15 protein-coding genes are annotated in these 19,104 nt (G+C 59.9%); 3 read left to right on the forward strand and 12 right to left on the reverse strand.

The window, feature by feature from the left end; translation table 11 throughout:
- Nucleotides 1-376: 376 nt before the first annotated feature.
- Complete coding sequence (locus tag ACQRAX_RS17070; protein WP_412038684.1) at nucleotides 377-1,540, forward strand: type III PLP-dependent enzyme; 1,164 nt, start codon at nucleotides 377-379, stop codon at nucleotides 1,538-1,540.
- 39 nt (nucleotides 1,541-1,579) lie between these two features.
- Here the strand turns inward: ACQRAX_RS17070 and ACQRAX_RS17075 are convergent, their stop codons facing one another.
- On the reverse strand, nucleotides 1,580-2,338 hold the full coding sequence (locus tag ACQRAX_RS17075; RefSeq protein WP_412038683.1) for a tetratricopeptide repeat protein: 759 nt from the start codon (nucleotides 2,336-2,338) through the stop codon (nucleotides 1,580-1,582).
- 3 nt (nucleotides 2,339-2,341) lie between these two features.
- Nucleotides 2,342-3,022: a Fe2+-dependent dioxygenase gene (locus ACQRAX_RS17080; RefSeq protein ID WP_412038796.1), complete on the reverse strand. Its 681-nt coding sequence runs from the start codon at nucleotides 3,020-3,022 to the stop codon at nucleotides 2,342-2,344.
- Between the two features lie 217 nt (nucleotides 3,023-3,239).
- On the opposite strand from ACQRAX_RS17080, the gene ACQRAX_RS17085 reads away from it, so the two are divergent.
- Together ACQRAX_RS17085 and ACQRAX_RS17090 are read left to right on the forward strand one after the other, a co-directional pair.
- On the forward strand, nucleotides 3,240-5,531 hold the full coding sequence (locus ACQRAX_RS17085) for a TonB-dependent receptor (RefSeq protein ID WP_412038682.1): 2,292 nt from the start codon (nucleotides 3,240-3,242) through the stop codon (nucleotides 5,529-5,531).
- A gap of 105 nt (nucleotides 5,532-5,636) precedes the next feature.
- The gene (locus ACQRAX_RS17090; protein ID WP_412038681.1) at nucleotides 5,637-8,189 is read left to right on the forward strand and encodes a PepSY domain-containing protein; all 2,553 of its coding nucleotides are present in this window, start codon (nucleotides 5,637-5,639) and stop codon (nucleotides 8,187-8,189) included.
- A 74-nt stretch (nucleotides 8,190-8,263) separates the two neighbouring features.
- Here ACQRAX_RS17090 and ACQRAX_RS17095 read toward each other — a convergent pair whose 3' ends face one another.
- From ACQRAX_RS17095 to rlmN, 10 genes are all read right to left on the reverse strand, one after another.
- Nucleotides 8,264-9,055, reverse strand: coding sequence for an amidohydrolase (locus tag ACQRAX_RS17095; protein WP_412038680.1), 792 nt, complete (start codon nucleotides 9,053-9,055; stop codon nucleotides 8,264-8,266).
- A complete protein-coding gene (locus tag ACQRAX_RS17100) occupies nucleotides 9,043-10,191 on the reverse strand; it encodes a pyridoxal phosphate-dependent aminotransferase (RefSeq protein WP_412038679.1) in 1,149 nt (382 codons plus the stop codon). The genes ACQRAX_RS17095 and ACQRAX_RS17100 overlap by 13 nt, the downstream gene beginning before the upstream one ends.
- 124 nt (nucleotides 10,192-10,315) lie before the next feature.
- Nucleotides 10,316-11,776: a ribosome biogenesis GTPase Der gene (gene der, locus ACQRAX_RS17105; RefSeq protein ID WP_412038678.1), complete on the reverse strand. Its 1,461-nt coding sequence runs from the start codon at nucleotides 11,774-11,776 to the stop codon at nucleotides 10,316-10,318.
- 116 nt (nucleotides 11,777-11,892) lie between these two features.
- Nucleotides 11,893-13,044 (reverse strand): outer membrane protein assembly factor BamB, encoded by a 1,152-nt coding sequence (gene bamB / locus ACQRAX_RS17110; protein WP_045184634.1) that lies wholly within the window; start codon nucleotides 13,042-13,044, stop codon nucleotides 11,893-11,895.
- Nucleotides 13,037-13,678, reverse strand: a complete 642-nt coding sequence (locus tag ACQRAX_RS17115; protein ID WP_412038677.1) for a YfgM family protein — start codon at nucleotides 13,676-13,678, stop codon at nucleotides 13,037-13,039. The genes bamB and ACQRAX_RS17115 overlap by 8 nt, the downstream gene beginning before the upstream one ends.
- A gap of 39 nt (nucleotides 13,679-13,717) precedes the next feature.
- Entirely contained in the window at nucleotides 13,718-15,007 is a 1,290-nt protein-coding gene (gene hisS, locus ACQRAX_RS17120; protein ID WP_412038676.1) for a histidine--tRNA ligase, read from the reverse strand.
- 24 nt (nucleotides 15,008-15,031) lie between these two features.
- The gene (gene ispG / locus ACQRAX_RS17125) at nucleotides 15,032-16,141 is read right to left on the reverse strand and encodes a flavodoxin-dependent (E)-4-hydroxy-3-methylbut-2-enyl-diphosphate synthase (RefSeq protein ID WP_412038675.1); all 1,110 of its coding nucleotides are present in this window, start codon (nucleotides 16,139-16,141) and stop codon (nucleotides 15,032-15,034) included.
- Between the two features lie 3 nt (nucleotides 16,142-16,144).
- Nucleotides 16,145-17,179, reverse strand: coding sequence for a RodZ domain-containing protein (locus tag ACQRAX_RS17130; RefSeq protein WP_412038674.1), 1,035 nt, complete (start codon nucleotides 17,177-17,179; stop codon nucleotides 16,145-16,147).
- Nucleotides 17,179-17,937 carry a type IV pilus biogenesis/stability protein PilW gene (gene pilW / locus ACQRAX_RS17135; RefSeq protein WP_412038673.1) on the reverse strand — a complete coding sequence of 253 codons (759 nt, stop codon included), beginning with the start codon at nucleotides 17,935-17,937 and terminating at the stop codon, nucleotides 17,179-17,181. Before pilW ends, ACQRAX_RS17130 begins: the two co-directional genes overlap by 1 nt.
- Before the next feature lie 13 nt (nucleotides 17,938-17,950).
- Nucleotides 17,951-19,102: a 23S rRNA (adenine(2503)-C(2))-methyltransferase RlmN gene (rlmN, locus tag ACQRAX_RS17140; RefSeq protein ID WP_412038672.1), complete on the reverse strand. Its 1,152-nt coding sequence runs from the start codon at nucleotides 19,100-19,102 to the stop codon at nucleotides 17,951-17,953.
- Between the last annotated feature and the right edge of the window lie 2 nt (nucleotides 19,103-19,104).

Consider the following 19,104-nt stretch of genomic DNA (forward strand, 5'->3'; position numbering starts at 1 on the left):
GCTGAAAGATCCCTGAGCATTTCGGTATTTTTAACGCTTTTGTCATCAAATTGAACATCTACTGTTTACCTGGGTCGGTTACAAAGTGGCTGTGCAAGACCGGGCGACAGACGTGTGCGAAATCGCGACATTTTTTGTTGATCTTGAGCCCCTCAGGTCCTAAAGTTCGCGCCGAACGTCCATGCTGGAAACGATCCATCCGGCTCAAGTACTGACGACGAGACAGCAAGGTCACCCGTAGCTCGCTTCATCACGCACGGTTGACCTTTTTGCTTTCGGCGACATGCCTTGGGAAGTAGGCGAACCAAAGTGGGGATACGGAGGGCGTTCAGTTGCAGCCACTTTTTTATTCAGTTTGCCCATGGAGTTCCTAAGCATGTCGATTCAGGTCGAAGACTACTTCGCGCGCGATACCTTTGAGAAAATGAAGGCCTTCGCCGACAAGAAAGAAACCCCGTTCGTGCTCATCGACACCCAGATGATCAGCCAGGCCTATGACGACCTGCGCGCCGGTTTCGAATTCGCCAAGGTCTACTACGCGGTCAAGGCCAACCCGGCCGTGGAAATCATCGACCTGCTCAAGGAGAAAGGCTCGAGCTTCGACATCGCCTCGATCTACGAGCTCGACAAAGTGATGGACCGTGGCGTTAGCGCTGACCGCATCAGCTACGGCAACACCATCAAGAAATCCAAGGACATCCGCTACTTCTACGAGAAGGGCGTACGTCTGTATGCCACCGACTCTGAAGCGGACCTGCGCAACATCGCCAAGGCCGCGCCAGGCTCGAAAGTTTATGTGCGCATTCTCACCGAAGGCTCGACCACGGCCGACTGGCCGCTGTCGCGCAAGTTCGGCTGCCAGACCGACATGGCCATGGACCTGCTGATCCTCGCCCGCGACCTGGGCCTCGTGCCGTATGGCATCTCGTTCCACGTCGGCTCGCAGCAGCGTGACATCAGCGTCTGGGATGCGGCAATCGCCAAGGTCAAAGTGATCTTCGAGCGCCTCAAAGAAGAAGACGGCATCGAACTCAAGCTGATCAACATGGGTGGCGGCTTCCCGGCCAACTACATCACCCGTACCAACAGCCTGGAAACCTACGCCGAAGAAATCATCCGTTTCCTCAAGGAAGACTTCGGCGACGATCTGCCGGAAATCATCCTCGAGCCAGGCCGTTCGCTGATCGCCAACGCCGGTATTCTGGTCAGTGAAGTGGTGTTGGTGGCACGCAAGTCGCGTACTGCTGTCGAGCGTTGGGTCTACACCGACGTGGGCAAATTCTCCGGCCTGATCGAAACCATGGACGAGTCCATCAAGTTCCCGATCTGGACCGAGAAGAAAGGCGAGATGGAAGAAGTGGTTATCGCCGGCCCGACCTGCGACAGCGCCGACATCATGTACGAGCACTACAAGTACGGCCTGCCGCTCAACCTGGCGATCGGTGACCGTCTGTACTGGCTGTCGACCGGCGCTTACACCACCAGCTACAGCGCGGTGGAATTCAACGGCTTCCCGCCGCTGAAGGCCTACTACCTGTAAGTACCACACCGGGCTGCCCAGCAGCCCATTGCGGGGCGCTCAATGCCCCGCTTCAAGTTGCGCCAAGCGTGTTCGGTAAGCCGATGCCAAGCTGCGGATTTCTGACTGCTCGGCTTGCTCCAGCGCCGGCCCAGCCACCCTCAGAAAATTCGCGTTCCCCCCCGCCAATGCCCGCTGCAGCCAGGCCAGCGCTTCTTCTGTCTGCCCCAGGGCGGCCAGGACGCCCGCATGGCTGAACTGCCCACGAAAATCCCCGGCTTGAGCCGAGCGCTGGTACCAACCCTGTGCCTCCAGGACATTGCCTTGGCAATGCTGGCCTTCCTCCAGGTAGCGTCCCAACAGGTTCATCGACTTGCCATGCCCCTGCTCGGCCGCTTGTCGATACCATGCCTGTGCAGCCTTGTGGTCCTGGCTCACGCCGCGCCCGGTAGCCAGCATATTCGCGTAGTTGTACATCCCCCAGTCGAGCCCCGCCTCGGCCGCCATGCGGTAGTGACGCGCTGCCTGGGCCGGATTAACCGCCCCGCCCCAGCCATGCTCCAGGCAACGCCCGAGCATATTGCCGGCCATTGCACTGCCGCGACTGACGGCAATGCTGAACCAGCGACGTGCCAGATCCGGGTCTTTCTCGATGCCACGACCGTCGAGCAGGATCTGCCCAAGCAATAACTGAGCGTCGACAACGTCCTCTGCAGCTGCGGCCAAAATGGCCTGAGCGGCCTTGGCCGGGCTGTGTTCAAGCATTTGGGCGAACTGCTCGCTGTCCAGCTCCTGGCGATTGCGCAATGCGAATGCCATGACTCAGACCTCAACCCAGCGGCGCAGCAGATTGTGATAGGTGCCGGTCAACTGGATCAGCGCCGGGTGGTCGGGCAGGTCTGCCGTGAGCTGCTGAATCGCGTTATCCATCTCGAACAGCAACGCACGCTGACTGTCTTCGCGCACCAGGCTTTGAGTCCAGAAGAACGCTGCATAACGTGCGCCGCGAGTCACCGGGTTGACCTGGTGCAGGCTAGTGCCCGGGTAGAGCACCAGGTCCCCTGCTGTCAGCTTCACCTGCTGCACGCCGTAGGTGTCCTGAATAACCAGCTCACCACCGTCATAGTCCTCGGGATTGCTCAAGAACAGCGTCGACGACAGATCGGTGCGCACCCGCTCGTGGCTGCCACGGGGCTGACGCAAGGCGTTGTCGATATGAAATCCGAAGTTGCCACCTTCGCGATAACAGTTAATCAGGGGCGGAAACACCTTATGCGGCAAAGCCGCTGACATGAACTGCGGATGCTGCCACAGACGCTCCATCAGCGCAGTGCCGATCTCCTTGGCCAACGGATGGCCCTCAGGCAATTGCAGGTTGTGTTTGGCCTTGGCCGACTGATAGCCCGCAGTGATCTTGCCGTCGGCCCATTCGGTTTGCTCCAGCGCCTCACGGATACGCGTGACCTCCTCTGTGGAGAACAGTCCGGAAATGTGTAGCAGCATGGCGCAGGCACCTGAGAACGGAAAGACGTCAATGATATTGATTCCCATTGACTCACCACAAGTCCTTTCCGAGGGGTGGGACGTTTCAGCAGAGAAAAGCCGCAGTAACAATTTGTAAAGAATGTAAATTTCGAGTGAATAGCAATTCTTCTCAATTGTTACTCATATTTGTTTACATTATATTTCGCGGCCTTGAAACCCGGGGAAGAGGACCACCATGCCGCGTCACTACGTGCCAACCGCTGCTAGTTCACCACGCTTGCTCGCCTCCGCCATTGGAGTAGCGCTTACTGCTACTTCTGCAGGGCACCTGGCTTACGCCGCGGACGCTGAAGCGGCCAACAACGGCGCAATTTCCCTGGATGCCACCAGCGTCACCGGCCAGGCCGAAACGGCCAGCACCGATTACAAAGTCGAGAATGCTTCTTCGCCGAAGTACACCGCGCCGCTGGTCGACATTCCACGCTCGGTGACTGTGGTCCCACAGCAAGTGATCAAGGACACCAACGCCCTCAACCTGCAAGATGCTCTGCGCACGGTGCCGGGCATCACCATGGGTGCCGGCGAAGGCGGCAACCCGTCAGGCGACCGTCCGTTCATTCGTGGCTTTGACTCGCAGAACTCGATGTATCTGGATGGTGTACGTGACACCGGTTCGCAAACCCGTGAAATCTTCGCCATTGAATCGGTTGAAGTCGCCAAAGGCCCGAACTCGGCGATCGGTGGCCGCGGCGCAGCGGGCGGTACCATCAACCTGGTCAGCAAGCGCGCGCACCTGGGCAACGCTGTCGATGGTGGCTTTACCTGGGGCTCGGACCAGACCAATCGCTACACCTTCGATGGCAACTATCAGTTCCTGGATACCGCCGCATTCCGCCTGAACCTGATGAGCCACGAGAGCAACGTCGCCGGTCGCGATGAGGTCAACTATGACCGTTGGGGCGTGGCTCCCTCTTTGGTCTTTGGTCTGGGTACCCCTACCCGCCTGAGCCTGGACTACTACCACGTCGAGAGCGATGACCTGCCAGACTCGGGCATCCCCTACAGCCTGAGGTCCGGCAGTTCGGCCAATCGTACTTCGGCCAATCCAGACAAGCCGACCGATGGTGGTGACAGCGACAACTACTACGGTCTGGTCGGTCGCGACTTCTACAAAACCCGCGCCGATATCAGCACCATTGCCCTGGAACATGACCTGAGCGACTCGCTGACCATCAAGAACACCCTGCGCCACGGCAGCACCTTGCAGGACTACATTTACAGCCAGCCGGATGACAGCAAGGGCAACATCCTCAACGGTGAAGTCTGGCGCCGGCCAAACAACCGCGTGGCCAACACCCGCACTACCACCAACCAGACGGATCTGTTCGGTGAGGTGTACATCGGTGGTTTCAAGAACACCTTCTCTACCGGTATCGAGTTGAGCCGCGAAGCCTCAACCAAAGAAGGCTACGACATCACCGGTTTCCGCGCGGGTAACTGCTCGACGCCTACTGGCAAGATTCCGGGCGTCTGCACCTCATTCCCCAACCCAGACCCGAACGAAGCCTGGGGTGGTGACGTGAGCCGTACCGATGCGGGAGCCGATACCACCAGCAACACCCGTGCTATCTACCTGACCGACACCCTCGAACTGAATCCAGCGTGGCTGCTGACCATGGGCCTGCGCTACGACCATTTCGACACCAAAGCCAAAACCAAAGTGGCAGGCGGTGCAACCAGCTTCAAGACCGAAGACACCAGCGAGTTCGTCACTGGCCAGTTGGGCCTGACCTGGAAGCCTGCAGAAAACGGCAGCGTCTACATTTCTTACGCAACCTCGGCCACGCCGGCTGGCGCCTCGTTGGGTGAAGGCAGCGATGGCAACCCGCTGCTGACCGCCACCACCACCAGTGAGCTGAAACCCGAGGAAACCACCAATTACGAAATCGGCACCAAATGGGACCTGCTTGACCAGCGCCTGAACCTGACGGCTGCGGTGTTTCGCACAGAGAAGGAAAATGCCCGTGTACTGGTCGATGCCAACACCTACCAGAACGCAGGCAAGAGCCGCGTCGATGGACTGGAGCTGACCGCCACGGGTAAGTTGACCAACGCCTGGCAAGTGTTCGCCGGTTACACCTACATGGATGCCAAGCTGATCGACGGTGGCGCACAATCGGTAGGTGGCGTGCTGATCGACGGCTACAACGACGGCAACCAGATGCCTAACACGCCGAACAACAGCCTGACGCTGTGGACCACCTACAACGTCACGTCGAAGTTCACTGTCGGTGGCGGCGCCTTCTACGTCGACGACGTATTCGGCAACGTGACCAACAGCGTGATGGTCGATTCGTACTGGCGCTACGACGCCATGGCCAGCTACAAGCTGACCAAGAACGTCGATCTGCAACTGAACGTGCAAAACCTCACCAACGAGGTTTACTACGACAAAGCTTACGCTGCTCACTACGCCAACCAGGCAGCCGGGCGTACTGCCCTGCTGACCACCAGCTTCCACTTCTGACGGAAGCTGTCTGGCAAGCCCCGTTCATTTCGGTGAACGGGGCTTTTGTGTATCAAGGCATAATGCGCGACGCAAGGGTATTTGCGGCAAGACAAGGTGAAAGATGTGGTGAAGAAGTCGCTGTTCCAACTGCACTGGTTCTTCGGTATCACAGCCGGCCTGGTATTGGCCTTGATGGGCATTACCGGGGCGATCTGGTCGTTTCAGGATGAATTGTTGCGCCTGTTCAATCCCGATGTGCTTAAGGTCGAAGTGCGCCCGGAAGGTGTGTTACCGATGCCCGAGCTGGTGCGCCGAATCGAAGCCGAGCACGGCGACAAGGTGGCAATGCTTCGGGTCGATATCGGCAGTGATACGGCTGCACGCGTGTTCTTCACCCCGCCACCAGGTGAACGTCGGGGCCTGATGCGCTATGCCGATCCTTACACCGGCAGGCTGCAGGGCGAAGTCGCCGGCCAAGGCTTCTTTGATCTGATGCTGCAATTGCACCGTTTTCTGGCCATGGGCGACAGCGGCCGGCAGATTACCGGTGCCTGTACCCTAATGCTGATTTTCTTTTGCCTCTCCGGCCTGTACCTGCGTTGGCCACGCAAGGCGCTGAACTGGCGTGTGTGGCTCACCCTGGACTGGGCCAAGAAAGGTCGCGGCTTCAACTGGGACCTGCACGCAGTCGCCGGCACCTGGTGCCTGCTGTTCTATTTGTTGTTCGCCCTCACTGGCCTGTTCTGGTCGTACGAGTGGTACCGCGAAGGCTTGAACAGATTGCTGGCCGATGGCCCTGCTGCTGGTGAACAGCGCAAGCACGGTGAAGGCCGCGGACGCCCGGGAGGCGCTACGGAAAAAGGCGCCCAGCCTCTGGTAGTCGACTACGATGCCATCTGGAGCAACCTGCAAGCCGCCGCCGGCCCGGCGATGACCAGCTACAACCTGCGCCTGCCGCCTGCTGGCGGACAACCGGCGACCCTCTTCTACCTGCTTGAAGGCGCCGAACACGAGCGCGCCCTCAACACCCTGACCATCGACCCCGCCAACGGTCAGGTAAAAAAGCACGATCGCTACGCCGACAAGTCTTTCAAGGCGCAACTGCTGGCCAGCGTCTACGCCTTGCATGTGGGCAGCTACTTCGGCTTGACCGGACGTATTCTGGTAACCATTTTCAGCCTGACAATGCCGCTGTTCTTCATCACCGGCTGGTTGCTGTATCTGGATCGTCGGCGCAAGAAACGCCAGGTACAGGCAGCACGCAGTTCCCTGACGCCAGCAACACTTGAAGGCGATAGCTGGCTGGTGGGCTTCGCCAGCCAAAGTGGATTCGCCGAACAACTGGCCTGGCAGAGCGCCGGACAACTGCAGGCAGCCGGCTTGGCGGTTCAGGTTCGATCACTGGCCGAATTGAGCGAACACGATCTCAACCAGGCCCAGCGCGCGCTGTTCGTTGTCAGTACCTTTGGCGATGGCGAGGCCCCGGACAGTGCCCGTGGCTTCGAACGCAAAGTGCTCGGCCAACCCTGGAGACTGGACAACCTTAACTACGCCCTGCTCGCCTTGGGTGACCGTCAGTATCCGGAATTCTGTGGCTTTGCCCGACGCTTGCAGGCTTGGCTGGGTGAACGCGGTGCCACCTCGGCATTCGCCCCGGTGGAAGTCGACAGTGCTGACCCCGCGGCCCTGCAGCGCTGGCAGGAGCAGCTTGGCCAATTGACTGGCAGCAAGCCCCCTGCCGCCTGGCAAGCGCCTGCGTACAGTAACTGGACCCTGGTTCAACGTGAATTGATGAACCCCAGCAGCCAGGGCTCGGCCGTCTATTTGCTGGGGCTCAAGGCGCAGCAGCCAGCGCAGTGGCAGGCCGGCGATCTAGTGGACGTCCTGCCGCGCAACAGCCCTCAGAACCTTGCGCTGTTCCTGCGCGGGCTGGGTCTGGATGGCGAAACGCAGGTGCAGGTCGATGGCCTGCAGGAAAGCCTGCTTCAGGCCCTGGCCAGCCGTAATCTGCCCACGAGTCGTGAGCACCTGGTTGGCCTGCATGCCCAGGCTCTGGTCGATGCGTTGATTCCGCTGACGGCGCGGGAGTACTCAATTGCCTCAATCGCCAATGATGGCGTGCTGGAGCTGATCGTACGCCAGGAGCGGCACGCCGATGGCAGCCTTGGCCTGGGTTCCGGTTGGCTGACCGAACATCTGCCTGTGGATAACAGTGTCAGTCTGCGCCTGCGCAGCAACCGTGGTTTCCATCTGCCGGCGCCTGCGACACCGATGATTCTGATCGGTAATGGCACCGGAATTGCCGGGCTGCGCAGTTTGCTCAAGGCCCGTATCGTGGCCGGCGAGCAGCGTAACTGGTTGTTGTTTGGCGAGCGCAATCACGCCCATGACTTTTTGTGTGAAGAAGAACTGCAAGGTTGGTTGCACAATGGCGACTTGGAACGCCTCGATCTCGCGTTCTCACGGGATCAGGCACACAAAGTGTATGTTCAGGATCGCTTGCGCGAACACGCACCAGAGCTTAAACGCTGGCTGGCCGAGGGGGCTTCGATCTATATCTGCGGCAGTCTGCAAGGTATGGCCAGCGGGGTCGATGCGGTACTGAACGACGTGCTGGGTGCCGCCGAAGTTGAACGCTTGATTGAGCTTGGTCGCTATCGGCGGGATGTGTACTAGGACGTGAAGGCCTCATCGCCGGCAAGGCTGGCTCCCACAAGAGCCGGCCTTGCCATCCACCGTTCAGGCTGAGGTCAATGCAGCTCGAACGTGTCAGCGTCCAGATTGGCCGGAAAACGTGTGCGGTAAGCCGCCAAGTCAGCCGAACTCAAGACCACCGTGAACACCCCATCCGCCTCGCCCGCACTCAGTAAGCTTTCGCCCTGGAAATCCAGAACCTGGCTATCGCCCGAGTAAGCAAAGCCTTTGCCGTCAGTACCGACCCGGTTCACCGCGGCGACATAACACAGGTTCTCAATGCCCCTTGCCGGTAATAACCGGTTCCAGTGCTGACGACGCGCTGCCGGCCAGTTGGCGGTGTACAGCAACAGGTCAGTGTCCTGGGCATCACGACTCCACACTGGGAAGCGCAAGTCGTAGCAAATCAGCGTTCTTACCCGCCACCCCTTGACCTCGAACTGCACCTGGCGCTCGCCGGGGGTGTAGTGCTTATGCTCACCAGCCATGCGGAACAGGTGGCGCTTGTCATAGAACAGAATTTCGCCGTCCGGCCGCGCCCACAACAGACGGTTACGGTGACTCCCGTCCGCCGCCTGGATGATCACACTGCCCGTAACCACGGCATCGAGCTTTTTCGCCTGGCTCTTGAGCCACTTGTAGGTCGGACCGCTCTCAGGCTCGGCGAGGCTTTCAGAGTCCATTGAGAAGCCTGTGGTGAACATTTCCGGCAAGATGATCAGATCGGCGCCACGCGCTTGCTCCAACAGGTTTTCGAAATGCTCGTAGTTCGCCAGGCGGTCCTGCCAGGCCAGGGTTGTCTGAACCAGGGCCACTTTCAGATTGGGCAGAGCACTCAGATCGCGCATAGTTTTTCCGCTGCCTGACGCAGCGTCTCCTCGCGTTTGGCAAAACAAAGGCGCACCAGGCGCTGCTCGGGAATCGGTTGCTGGTAGAACACTGATACCGGGATGGTCGCCACGCCGTGCTCTCGGGTGAGCCACAGGGACATCTCGACGTCGTTGAGGTCCGGACGTATTGCCGAATAGTCGACCAGCTGGAAGTAAGTACCGGTAGTGCGGCTGAACTGGAAACGTGAAGTGGCCAGCAGATCGCAGAACAGATCGCGCTTTGCCTGGTAGAACGCCGGTAGCGCTTCAACGTGCTCTGGATGCTCAGCCATGAAATCGGCCAAGGCCCATTGCAGCGGGGTCACACCACAGAAGTTGACGTACTGGTGCACCTTGCGCAGTTCGGCACTCAGCGCCGGCGGCGCGACTACATAACCGGTTTTCCAGCCGGTGACGTGATAGGTCTTACCGAACGAGCTGACAACAAAAGCACGCTGATAAAGCGCTTCAACAGTCAGTACGCTGGCATGCTCAACGCCTTCGAACACCAGGTGCTCGTAGACTTCGTCACTGATCAGGTAGATATCGCGCTCGGCGATCAACAGCGCTAGCTTGTCCAGATCAGCGCGACTGATCAGCGCGCCACTGGGATTATGTGGCGAGTTGAGAATGATCATCCGCGTCCGCGGGCTCAAAGCATCGCTGAGTTTTTGCCAATCAATGGCAAATTGACCGTCGGTGAGCTGCACATGCACGCAGCGCCCACCCGCCAGCTCGACCGCAGGCTCGTAGCTGTCGTAGCACGGGTCGAAGACGATGACTTCGTCACCGGCGCGAATCACCGCATGGATCGCACAGAAGATCGCTTCGGTCGCCCCGGGCGTGATGGTAATTTCGTTCTCGGCATCGACCGCTACGCCATAGCTGCGGGCGATCTTGTTTGCCACTTGCTGGCGCAATGCGGGCAAGCCGGTCATCGGGCAATATTGGTTGTGCCCGGCACTGACATGCCGGCCGACTGCATCGAGCAGGGCCTGCGGGCCGTTAAAATCGGGAAACCCCTGAGACAGGTTCAAGGCGCCGGTTTGCGCGGCGAGTTGGGACATGGTGGTAAAGATGGTCGTGCCGACATTCGGCAACTTGCTGCTGATCATGGAGTCCTCTTTCCTGCTGAACAATCCGGCGGTCAGGGACCGAGCATAGCGGATTGAGTGGTCAGGAAAAAGCGGATGTAGGAGCCGGCGTCGCCGGCTCCTACAGTTTCACCAGCCAGCAACGTTAGCGTTTGTCTTTACGCTTCTTCTCAGCTTTCTTGTGGTGCGACATCAAACGACGCTTCTTGTTGACCTGACGGTCGGTCAAGGTGTTCTTGTTGCCTTCGTACGGGTTATCGCTGCCCTTGTACTCGATGCGGATCGGCGTACCAACCAGCTTGAGCACGCGGCGATAGGTGTTTTCCAGGTAGCGCGAGTAGGACTTGGGGACCTTCTCGACCTGGTTACCGTGGATCACGATGATCGGCGGGTTAGCACCCCCGAGGTGGGCATAACGCAGCTTGATCCGGCGACCGTTGACCATCGGTGGCTGGTGGTCGCTGACCGCATCTTCAAGGATCTGGGTCAGACGGCTGGTCGGCCAGCGGGTGACCGCCGACTTGAAGGAGTTCTGCACCGACTGGTACAGGTTGCCCACGCCAGTGCCGTGCAACGCCGAGATGAAGTGAATGTCGGCGAAGTCGACGAAGAACAGCCGACGCTCCAGCTCGGTCTTCACATAGTCGCGCTCGCCCGGCTGCATGCCATCCCACTTGTTCAAGGCGATGACGATGGCGCGACCGGCTTCCAGGGCAAAGCCCAGCAGGTTCAGGTCATGGTCAACCACACCTTCGCGGGCATCCATGACAAAGATGACCACGTTGGCATCCTTGATCGCCTGCAAGGTTTTGACCACGGAGAACTTCTCGACTTCTTCGTGGATCTTGCCGCGCTTGCGCACTCCGGCGGTGTCGATCAGGGTGTACTTCTCTTCGTTACGCTCGAAGGGAATGTAGATACTGTCGCGCGTGGTGCCCGGCTGGTCATAGACGATGACCCGGTCTTCACCGAGCATGCGGTTGACCAGGGTCGACTTGCCGACATTCGGACGACCAATGATGGCGATCTTGATGCCATCTTTCTCGCTCGGACCAGGAATACGTACCGCTTCCTCGCCCTCGGCGACGTCGGTATCGATCTCTTCTACATTGTCCCGCGGGAAGTCGCTGAGCACAGCCTCCAGCAGATTGTTGACGCCACGGCCCTGAGCACCGGCGACGCCGATGGCGTTACCCATACCCAGCGGCGAGAATTCGGCGATGGCGGTGTTCGGATCGATGTTATCGATCTTGTTGGCCACCAGGATCGAGCGCTTGTTGCGCTTGCGCAGGTGCTCGGAAATCATCTGGTCGGCGGCGGTCAGGCCAGCACGGGCATCAACCAGGAACAGGACCACATCGGCTTCTTCGATGGCCAGCAGCGACTGCTCGGCCATTTTTTCGTCCATGCCGTGCTCGTCACCGGAAATACCACCGGTGTCGACCAGAATGTACGAACGGCCTTGCCAGCTTGCTTCACCGTATTGGCGGTCACGGGTCAGCCCGGACAGGTCGCCGACGATGGCGTCGCGGGTCCTGGTCAGGCGGTTGAACATGGTGGATTTACCGACGTTCGGTCGGCCCACCAGGGCAATTACGGGAACCATGCGGCTCTCCACTTCATAAATTCAGAAAATACAAAGGCCGCTGCACTGCAGCGGCCGGAGTTCGGGCGGCACCCGAAGTGCCGCAGCCCGAGGCCGGTAAGGCCTCAAGCATAGCCTCAGCGGATGGTCAGTGCCTCGAGCTTGCCGCTGTTGCCGTACACATAGATGGTGTCACCCACCACCAGCGGACGGGCGCGCAGGCCATCGCTGTCAATTCGCTCACGACCGACGAAGCGACCGTCGACCTGGCTGAGCAGGTGCAGGTAGCCTTCCAGGTCACCTACCGCCACATAGCTGGAGAACACTTCCGGCGCCGACAACTGACGGCGTGCCAGCGAATCGTTGCTCCACAGTGCGCTGGACGAACGCTCGTCGATGCCTTCCACGGTCCCCGAAGCCAGGCTCACGTAGACGTTACCGAAGCCCTGGGCCACACCGGTGTAGCTGGAAGCATCACGCTGCCACATCACTCGACCGCTCTCCAGGTCCAGGCCGGCAACCCGACCCTGGTAGCTGCTCACGTACAAAGTACCACCAGACAGCAACAGGCCGCCGTCGATATCGACTACGCGGTCCAGCTCCGAGCGACCTTGCGGAATAGCCACACGCTGCTCCCAGACCGGCACACCGTTACGGGTATCGAGGGCCACGACCTTACCGGTCGACAGGCCTGCGACAGCCAGACGGTTGGTTACGATCGGCGCACCGGTACCGCGCAGGGTCAGTACGGCCGGCGTGCTTTCGTAGATCCAACGACGATCACCGGTGCTGGCGTCCAGGCCAATCACGCGGTCGTCCTGGGTCTGCACCACCACCACGTCACCGTTGGTGGCAGGCGGCGCCAGCACTTCACTGGTCACCCGCGAACGCCAACGCTCTTCACCGGTGCTGGCATCCAGGGCGATCACTTCACCGCGCAGCGTACCGAGCATGACCATGCCATAACCTACACCAACGGCGCCGGAGACAGGCAGTTCAAGGTCCTTTTTCCAGGCCACGTCGCCGTTGTTGCGGTCCATCGCCATGACAATGCCAGTGACATCGGCGGCGTAGATGCGATCGTTCTCGATCGCCGGCACCAGCATGTTGAAGGATTCGCCCTGACCGTCACCGATCGAACGGCTCCACTGTTTTTTCAGGACCACCTCTTCGGTGAACTTGGTCAGCTCGGCCGGCGGCAATTCCTTTTTGCTGTTGCTGCTGCAACCCACGGCCAGAAGGGCCAGGGTCAGCACTGCTGCATGTTTCCAACCGATCACGTCACGCATCCCCTTTGGCCAGGTCGTCGAGCTTGAGTTGCAAACCACCGATCGCGGCGTCGTCAGACAGCGCGGCCTTGGCCTTTTCATATGCGCTATGCGCATCAGCAGCGCGACCCAGCTGTACCAGCAGGTCGCCTTTGAGCTCTTCGCGACTGGCCAGGAATGCCTTGTCGGCGTCGCCGTCCAGCAATTTCAGGGCCTCGTCGACCTTGTTCTGGGCAGCCAGGACACGGGCCAGACGCTGACGGGCGATCTCGCCCAGTGTGTCGTCAGCCGGTTTGTCCATGATCGACTTGAGTTCGGCGGCAGCGTCATCCAGCTTGCCAGCCTCGACTGCGACCTTGGCCACGAACAGGCTGCCATACTGGGCATAAGCAGTACCGCTAAACTCGTTCTTGAGCTTGCCGGACAACTCCGCGACCTTGGCCGCATCAGGCTGACCGCTTGGCGTCAGGGTGGTTTCCAGCAGGGCCTGATAGAGGTTCGAGGCGCCTTGCGACTGGTTGCCCTGGTACTTCTGGAATGCTTGCCAGCCGAACACTATTACCAGTGCCAGCAGGCCGCCGGTTACCAGCGGCTTGCCGTTACGCTGCCACCAGTCTTTGAATGCTGCCAGCTGTTCATCATCGCTACTCGACACCCCAATACTCCTTTTCACCAAATCGGCTGTTGACCCGCTTCACGCCTGCGCGAGGGAAGCTTCCAGGTGCTCTGCCAGAGCATCCCAGGCAATGTTTTGTTGTTCGCCCTGGCCACGCAGGGGTTTGAAACCTACCACTTGTTGTGCCAGTTCGTCGTCCCCCAGGATCAAGGCGAACAGCGCGTTACTCTTGTCGGCTTTCTTGAACTGACTCTTGAAGCTGCCAGCGCCTGCGTTAACTTGCAGGCGCAGGTTCGGCAGGCGGTCACGAAGACGCTCGCTCAGGGCCAGGCCCGCCAGCTCTGCCTGCTCACCGAAGGCGCAGAGGTAGACATCAACCTGACGATTGATCGACTCAGGCACCTGTTCCAGGGTTTCCAGCAGCAGGATCAGGCGCTCGATACCCATGGCGAAACCAACGCCAGGGGTCGGCTTGCCGCCCATCTGCTCGACCAGGCCGTCGTAACGGCCACCGGCGCAGACAGTGCCCTGAGAGCCGAGCTTGTCGGTGACCCACTCGAATACGGTCTTGCTGTAGTAATCCAGGCCACGCACCAGCTTGGTGTTGATCACGAACGGAATACCGGCGGCATCCAGACGCGCCTTGAGGCCTTCGAAATGGATCCGTGACTCTTCGTCCAGGTAGTCTTCGAGCTTCGGTGCGCCGACCAGTACCGCCTGGGTATTGGCGTCCTTACTGTCGAGGATGCGCAGCGGGTTGCTCTTCAGGCGACGCTGACTGTCTTCGTCCAGCTGCTCCAGGCGCGCCGAGAGAAACTCGACCAGCGCATCACGGTAGCGGGCACGGGCTTCGCTAGTGCCCAGGCTGTTGAGTTCGAGCTTGACCGCGTCACGGATACCCAGCAGGCCCCACAGGCGCCAGGTAAGCACGATCAGTTCGGCATCGATGTCCGGACCGTCGAGGTTGAAGACTTCAACGCCGATCTGGTTGAACTGGCGATAACGGCCCTTCTGTGGGCGCTCGTGGCGGAACATCTGGCCGATGTACCAGAGTTTCTGCACCTGGCCACCACCGCTGATGCCGTGTTCGAGCACGGCACGCACGCAGGCTGCGGTGCCTTCAGGGCGCAGGGTCAGAGAGTCACCGTTGCGGTCGGCAAAGGTATACATCTCTTTTTCGACGATGTCGGTCACTTCACCGATCGAGCGTTTGAACAGTTCGGTGAACTCGACGATCGGCGTGCGGATCTGCCGATAGCCGTAGGTGTCCAGCAAGCCGGCCACGGTGCTCTCGAAGTAGCGCCACAGCGGGGTCTGCTCGGGCAGGATGTCGTTCATGCCACGGATGGCTTGTAGCGATTTACTCACGAAAAATCCTTACGAATCTGGGTGTCAGCCACGGGCGATCAGCGCCGCGTCGGCTTCGGCCTTTTCGGCCGCTTTCTGGCGGATGAGCCTTTCCAGCTCATCGACCAGGTTGTCATTGGTCAGCTTCTGCGCAGGCTTGCCATCGATGTAGATCAGGTTCGGCGTGCCGCCGGTCAGCCCCACATGGGCTTCCTTGGCTTCGCCAGGACCATTGACCACACAACCGATCACTGCCACGTCCATCGGGACCAGCAAGTCTTCCAGGCGCCCCTCCAGCTCGTTCATGGTTTTCACCACATCAAAGTTCTGCCGCGAGCAACTCGGGCAGGCGATGAAGTTGATGCCACGCGAACGTAAGTGCAGGGACTTGAGGATGTCGTAACCGACTTTTACTTCCTCAACCGGGTCTGCTGCCAGGGAGATACGAATAGTATCGCCAATCCCTTCGGCGAGTAGCATACCGAGGCCAACCGCGGATTTCACCGTACCCGAACGCAGGCCACCGGCTTCGGTGATGCCCAGGTGCAGTGGTTGGATGATCTGCTTGGCCAGCAGGCGGTAGGCTTCGACGGCCATGAACACGTCGGAAGCCTTGACGCTGACCTTGAAATCCTGGAAATCCAGGCGATCCAGGTGCTCGACGTGACGCATGGCCGATTCGACCAGCGCCGCTGGGGTCGGCTCGCCGTATTTTTTCTGCAGGTCTTTTTCCAGGGAACCGGCGTTGACGCCGATGCGGATTGGAATGCCGCGGTCACGGGCCGCGTCGACCACTGCGCGCACACGGTCTTCACGACCGATGTTGCCCGGGTTGATCCGCAGGCAATCGACACCCAGCTCAGCCACGCGCAAGGCAATGCGGTAATCGAAGTGGATATCGGCAACCAGCGGTACGCTGACCTGTTGCTTTATTTTGCCAAAGGCTTCGGCCGCGTCCATGTCCGGTACCGAGACACGGACGATATCGACGCCAGCATCAACCAGGCGGTTGATCTGCCCGACGGTAGCGGCAACGTCATTGGTGTCGGTGTTGGTCATGCTCTGCACGGCGATAGGGGCATCGCCGCCAACAGGAACATTACCTACCCAGATTTTTCGCGATTCGCGACGTTTGATCGGTGATTCGCCGTGCATGACTTATTGTCCCAACTTCAGGCGAGCAGTCTCGCCACTGGTGAACGGCGCAACGTCAACAGGCTGGCCGTTGTAGCTGACCTGCACGCCCCGGGCAAAGCCCAGACGCACCGCAAACGGCGGCTTGCCGGTCAGGTCCAGGCTGTCGCCCTTGCGCTTGATGGCGCTGAACAGCACTTTGCCATTACCGTCGGTGACCGAAGTCCAGCAATCGGCGGTGAATTGCAAGTGCAGTTGACCGCTGCCAGCCGCTGCTGGTGCTGGTGCTGGTACCCCAGGGGTGGCAACAGGAGCGGCCGCAGCCACTGCCGGCGCGACAGGCGCGGCAACCGCAGGGGCCGGTGCAGCAACGGCCGCCGGGGCTGCCGGGGCAATGGGTGCGATGGCTGTCGGGGTGACAGGAGCCACTGCAGTACTGGTGGATGTTTGTGGTGCAGCTGCGTCTTGCCCAGGCTCAGCGCTGACAGGCGCCTGCTCGAGATCCAGCGGAGTGCTATGCGGCTGCTGGGCAGCGTTGACCGCCTGGTCTTCCGGCTCGTCCAGTGGATGAATTTGCGTAGTGCCGTCGGCGCTTTCGACTTCGACATGCTCAAGGGCCATATTGACCAGGTCCTTGCTGCGCTGGCTGCTCTGGTCTTGCCACCAGAAGAAGCCACCACCAATCACCACCACCAACAGCAACAGGCTGACGATGCGCAGGATGTTATGTGACAGCCGCACCGGCTCTTCGATGCGCCCCAGCGCATGCACGTCGCTACCTTGGGCATGGGTGCCGGTGCACTGATCGAAGGCTTGCACCAAGGTAGCCTGGTCCATGTCCAGTAGCTTGGCATAAGCGCGGATGTAGCCACGGGCAAAGGTGTGCCCCGGCAGCTTGTCGAAGGCGCCGGTTTCAAGGTTATTCAGGGAACTCACGGTCAGGTTCAGCTTGCGTGCCACCTCGGCCTGCGACCAGTCCCTGCTTTCACGGGCCTGACGCAGAATGTCACCTGGATTTTCGCGAGTCGCTGCTGCTAATTCGGGATGCGCCGCTTTCATCATTGCTCCGACAGGTATTGCTGATATTCCGGCGTACCGGGATAAAGTCGTTGTAATTGCAGGCCCAGATCGGCGGCCTTGTTCCGTTCTTCGAAAACGTTGGCTAGGCGATTGCCCAGCAATAAGCTGCGGGCACTGTGGTCGCTCAGCTGGCTGAAACGATCGTAGTAGTCGCGGGCCGGCACATAATGCCTGTCTTCGTAAGACAACTCAGCCATTTCCAGCAACGCACGTGGTTGCTGCTGATTGAGTCGCAAAGCTTTTATCAGGTATTCCTGGGCCTGGTCGCGCTGGCCAAGCCGCAGGGCGGTCAGACCGAGGTTCTCGAATACCCGTGAACGCTCAGGATACAGGGTATCGGCCGCCGCTTGGGCAAACATCTGCTGCGCCTGCGCGTATTGCCCCTGAGCATAAAGGAAACTGCCGTAATTGTTACGGGTCCGCGTATCGCTCGGGCGACTGGCCAAAGCCTTGAGGTAGTGACCGCGGGCCAGCTCAGGCTCGTCTTCGGCCTGATACAGCAAAGCCAGGGCGGCGTTTGCAGCGGCATCCTGGCTATCGAGATCGAGGGCTTTTTTCAGTGGTCCCTTGGCCTGTTCGGTCAAACCTTGTTGCAAATAACCCAAGCCCAATTGCACGTAAGCCTGCGCGGCCTGCGCCCGCCCTTCGCGGCTTGCCAACGCGTCCGAACTCCCGCCGGACACGCAGCCTGCAAGCAGGGCGAGCGACAGGATCGACAGCGCGACGCGCAAGGTCATGGAGTTCCTCTCTTCAGTTGCCAGCAGCGCTTTCTTGCACTTGCACATCACCGTCGGCGTTCAACTGACGTACGGCGATATAACGCTCGCTGCGGCGGGTGCGGTCCATCACCTGGCCGACCAGTTGGCCACAGGCCGCATCAATGTCTTCACCACGGGTGGTGCGCACTGTGACGTTGTAGCCGGCATGATGCAGGTGGTCCTGGAAACGACGGATAGCGTTGTTGCTCGGCCGTTCGTAACCGGAATGCGGGAACGGGTTGAACGGGATCAAATTGATCTTGCACGGTACGTTCTTGAGCAGCTCGGCCATTTCCACGGCGTGTTCGAGCTTGTCGTTGACGTCCTTGAGCAGCGTGTACTCAATGGTCAGCACGCGCTTTTCGCCGAGTTGCGACATGTAGTTCATGCACGCTTCGAGCAGCACTTTAAGCGGGTACTTCTTGTTGATCGGCACCAGTTCGTTACGCAGCGCATCGTTCGGCGCGTGCAGCGACAGGGCCAGGGAGACGTCAATGTGCTTGGCCAGTTCTTCGATCATCGGCACCACACCAGAGGTGGACAAAGTCACCCGGCGCTTGGAAATGCCGTAGCCGAGGTCGTCCATCATCAGGTGCATGGCAGCGACCACATTGTCGAAGTTCAGCAGCGGCTCGCCCATGCCCATCATCACCACGTTGGTGATAGCACGGTCGATCTTGGCCGGTACGGTGCCGAACGACTTGTTGGCAATCCACACCTGGCCGATCACTTCGGCGGCGGTGAGGTTGCTGTTGAATCCTTGCTTGCCGGTGGAGCAGAAACTGCAGTCCAGGGCGCAACCGGCCTGGGACGAGACACACAGGGTGCCACGCTTGCCCTGGGGGATGTAGACGGTCTCGACGCAGCTGCCGGACGCCACGCGCACCACCCATTTACGGGTGCCGTCGCTGGAGATGTCCTCGCTGACCACTTCCGGACCGCGAACTTCGGCAACCTCCTTGAGCTTTTCGCGCAAGGCCTTGCCGACGTTGGTCATGGCGTCGAAATCATCGACGCCAAAGTGGTGAATCCATTTCATTACCTGACCGGCACGGAAACGCTTCTCCCCGATAGAGTCGAAGAATTTTTCCATTTCCGGCTGGGTAAGCCCCAACAGGTTAGTTTTGCCAGTCGATGTCGTCATGG

The sequence above is a fragment of the Pseudomonas sp. UM16 genome, assembly GCF_050312595.1.
Classification (GTDB): Bacteria; Pseudomonadota; Gammaproteobacteria; order Pseudomonadales; family Pseudomonadaceae; genus Aquipseudomonas.

Bases quoted from the DNA above. Each gene is read 5' to 3' on its own strand.
- ACQRAX_RS17070 (WP_412038684.1), top strand. From the start codon at position 377: ATGTCGATTCAGGTCGAAGACTACTTCGCGCGCGATACCTTTGAGAAA.
- rlmN (WP_412038672.1), bottom strand. From the start codon at position 19,102: ATGACGACATCGACTGGCAAAACTAACCTGTTGGGGCTTACCCAGCCG.
- ACQRAX_RS17130 (WP_412038674.1), bottom strand. From the start codon at position 17,179: ATGAAAGCGGCGCATCCCGAATTAGCAGCAGCGACTCGCGAAAATCCA.
- der (WP_412038678.1), bottom strand. From the start codon at position 11,776: ATGGTTCCCGTAATTGCCCTGGTGGGCCGACCGAACGTCGGTAAATCC.
- ACQRAX_RS17100 (WP_412038679.1), bottom strand. From the start codon at position 10,191: ATGATCAGCAGCAAGTTGCCGAATGTCGGCACGACCATCTTTACCACC.
- ACQRAX_RS17085 (WP_412038682.1), top strand. From the start codon at position 3,240: ATGCCGCGTCACTACGTGCCAACCGCTGCTAGTTCACCACGCTTGCTC.
- pilW (WP_412038673.1), bottom strand. From the start codon at position 17,937: ATGACCTTGCGCGTCGCGCTGTCGATCCTGTCGCTCGCCCTGCTTGCA.
- ACQRAX_RS17075 (WP_412038683.1), bottom strand. From the start codon at position 2,338: ATGGCATTCGCATTGCGCAATCGCCAGGAGCTGGACAGCGAGCAGTTC.
- ispG (WP_412038675.1), bottom strand. From the start codon at position 16,141: ATGCACGGCGAATCACCGATCAAACGTCGCGAATCGCGAAAAATCTGG.
- ACQRAX_RS17080 (WP_412038796.1), bottom strand. From the start codon at position 3,022: ATGCTGCTACACATTTCCGGACTGTTCTCCACAGAGGAGGTCACGCGT.
- ACQRAX_RS17095 (WP_412038680.1), bottom strand. From the start codon at position 9,055: ATGCGCGATCTGAGTGCTCTGCCCAATCTGAAAGTGGCCCTGGTTCAG.
- bamB (WP_045184634.1), bottom strand. From the start codon at position 13,044: ATGCGTGACGTGATCGGTTGGAAACATGCAGCAGTGCTGACCCTGGCC.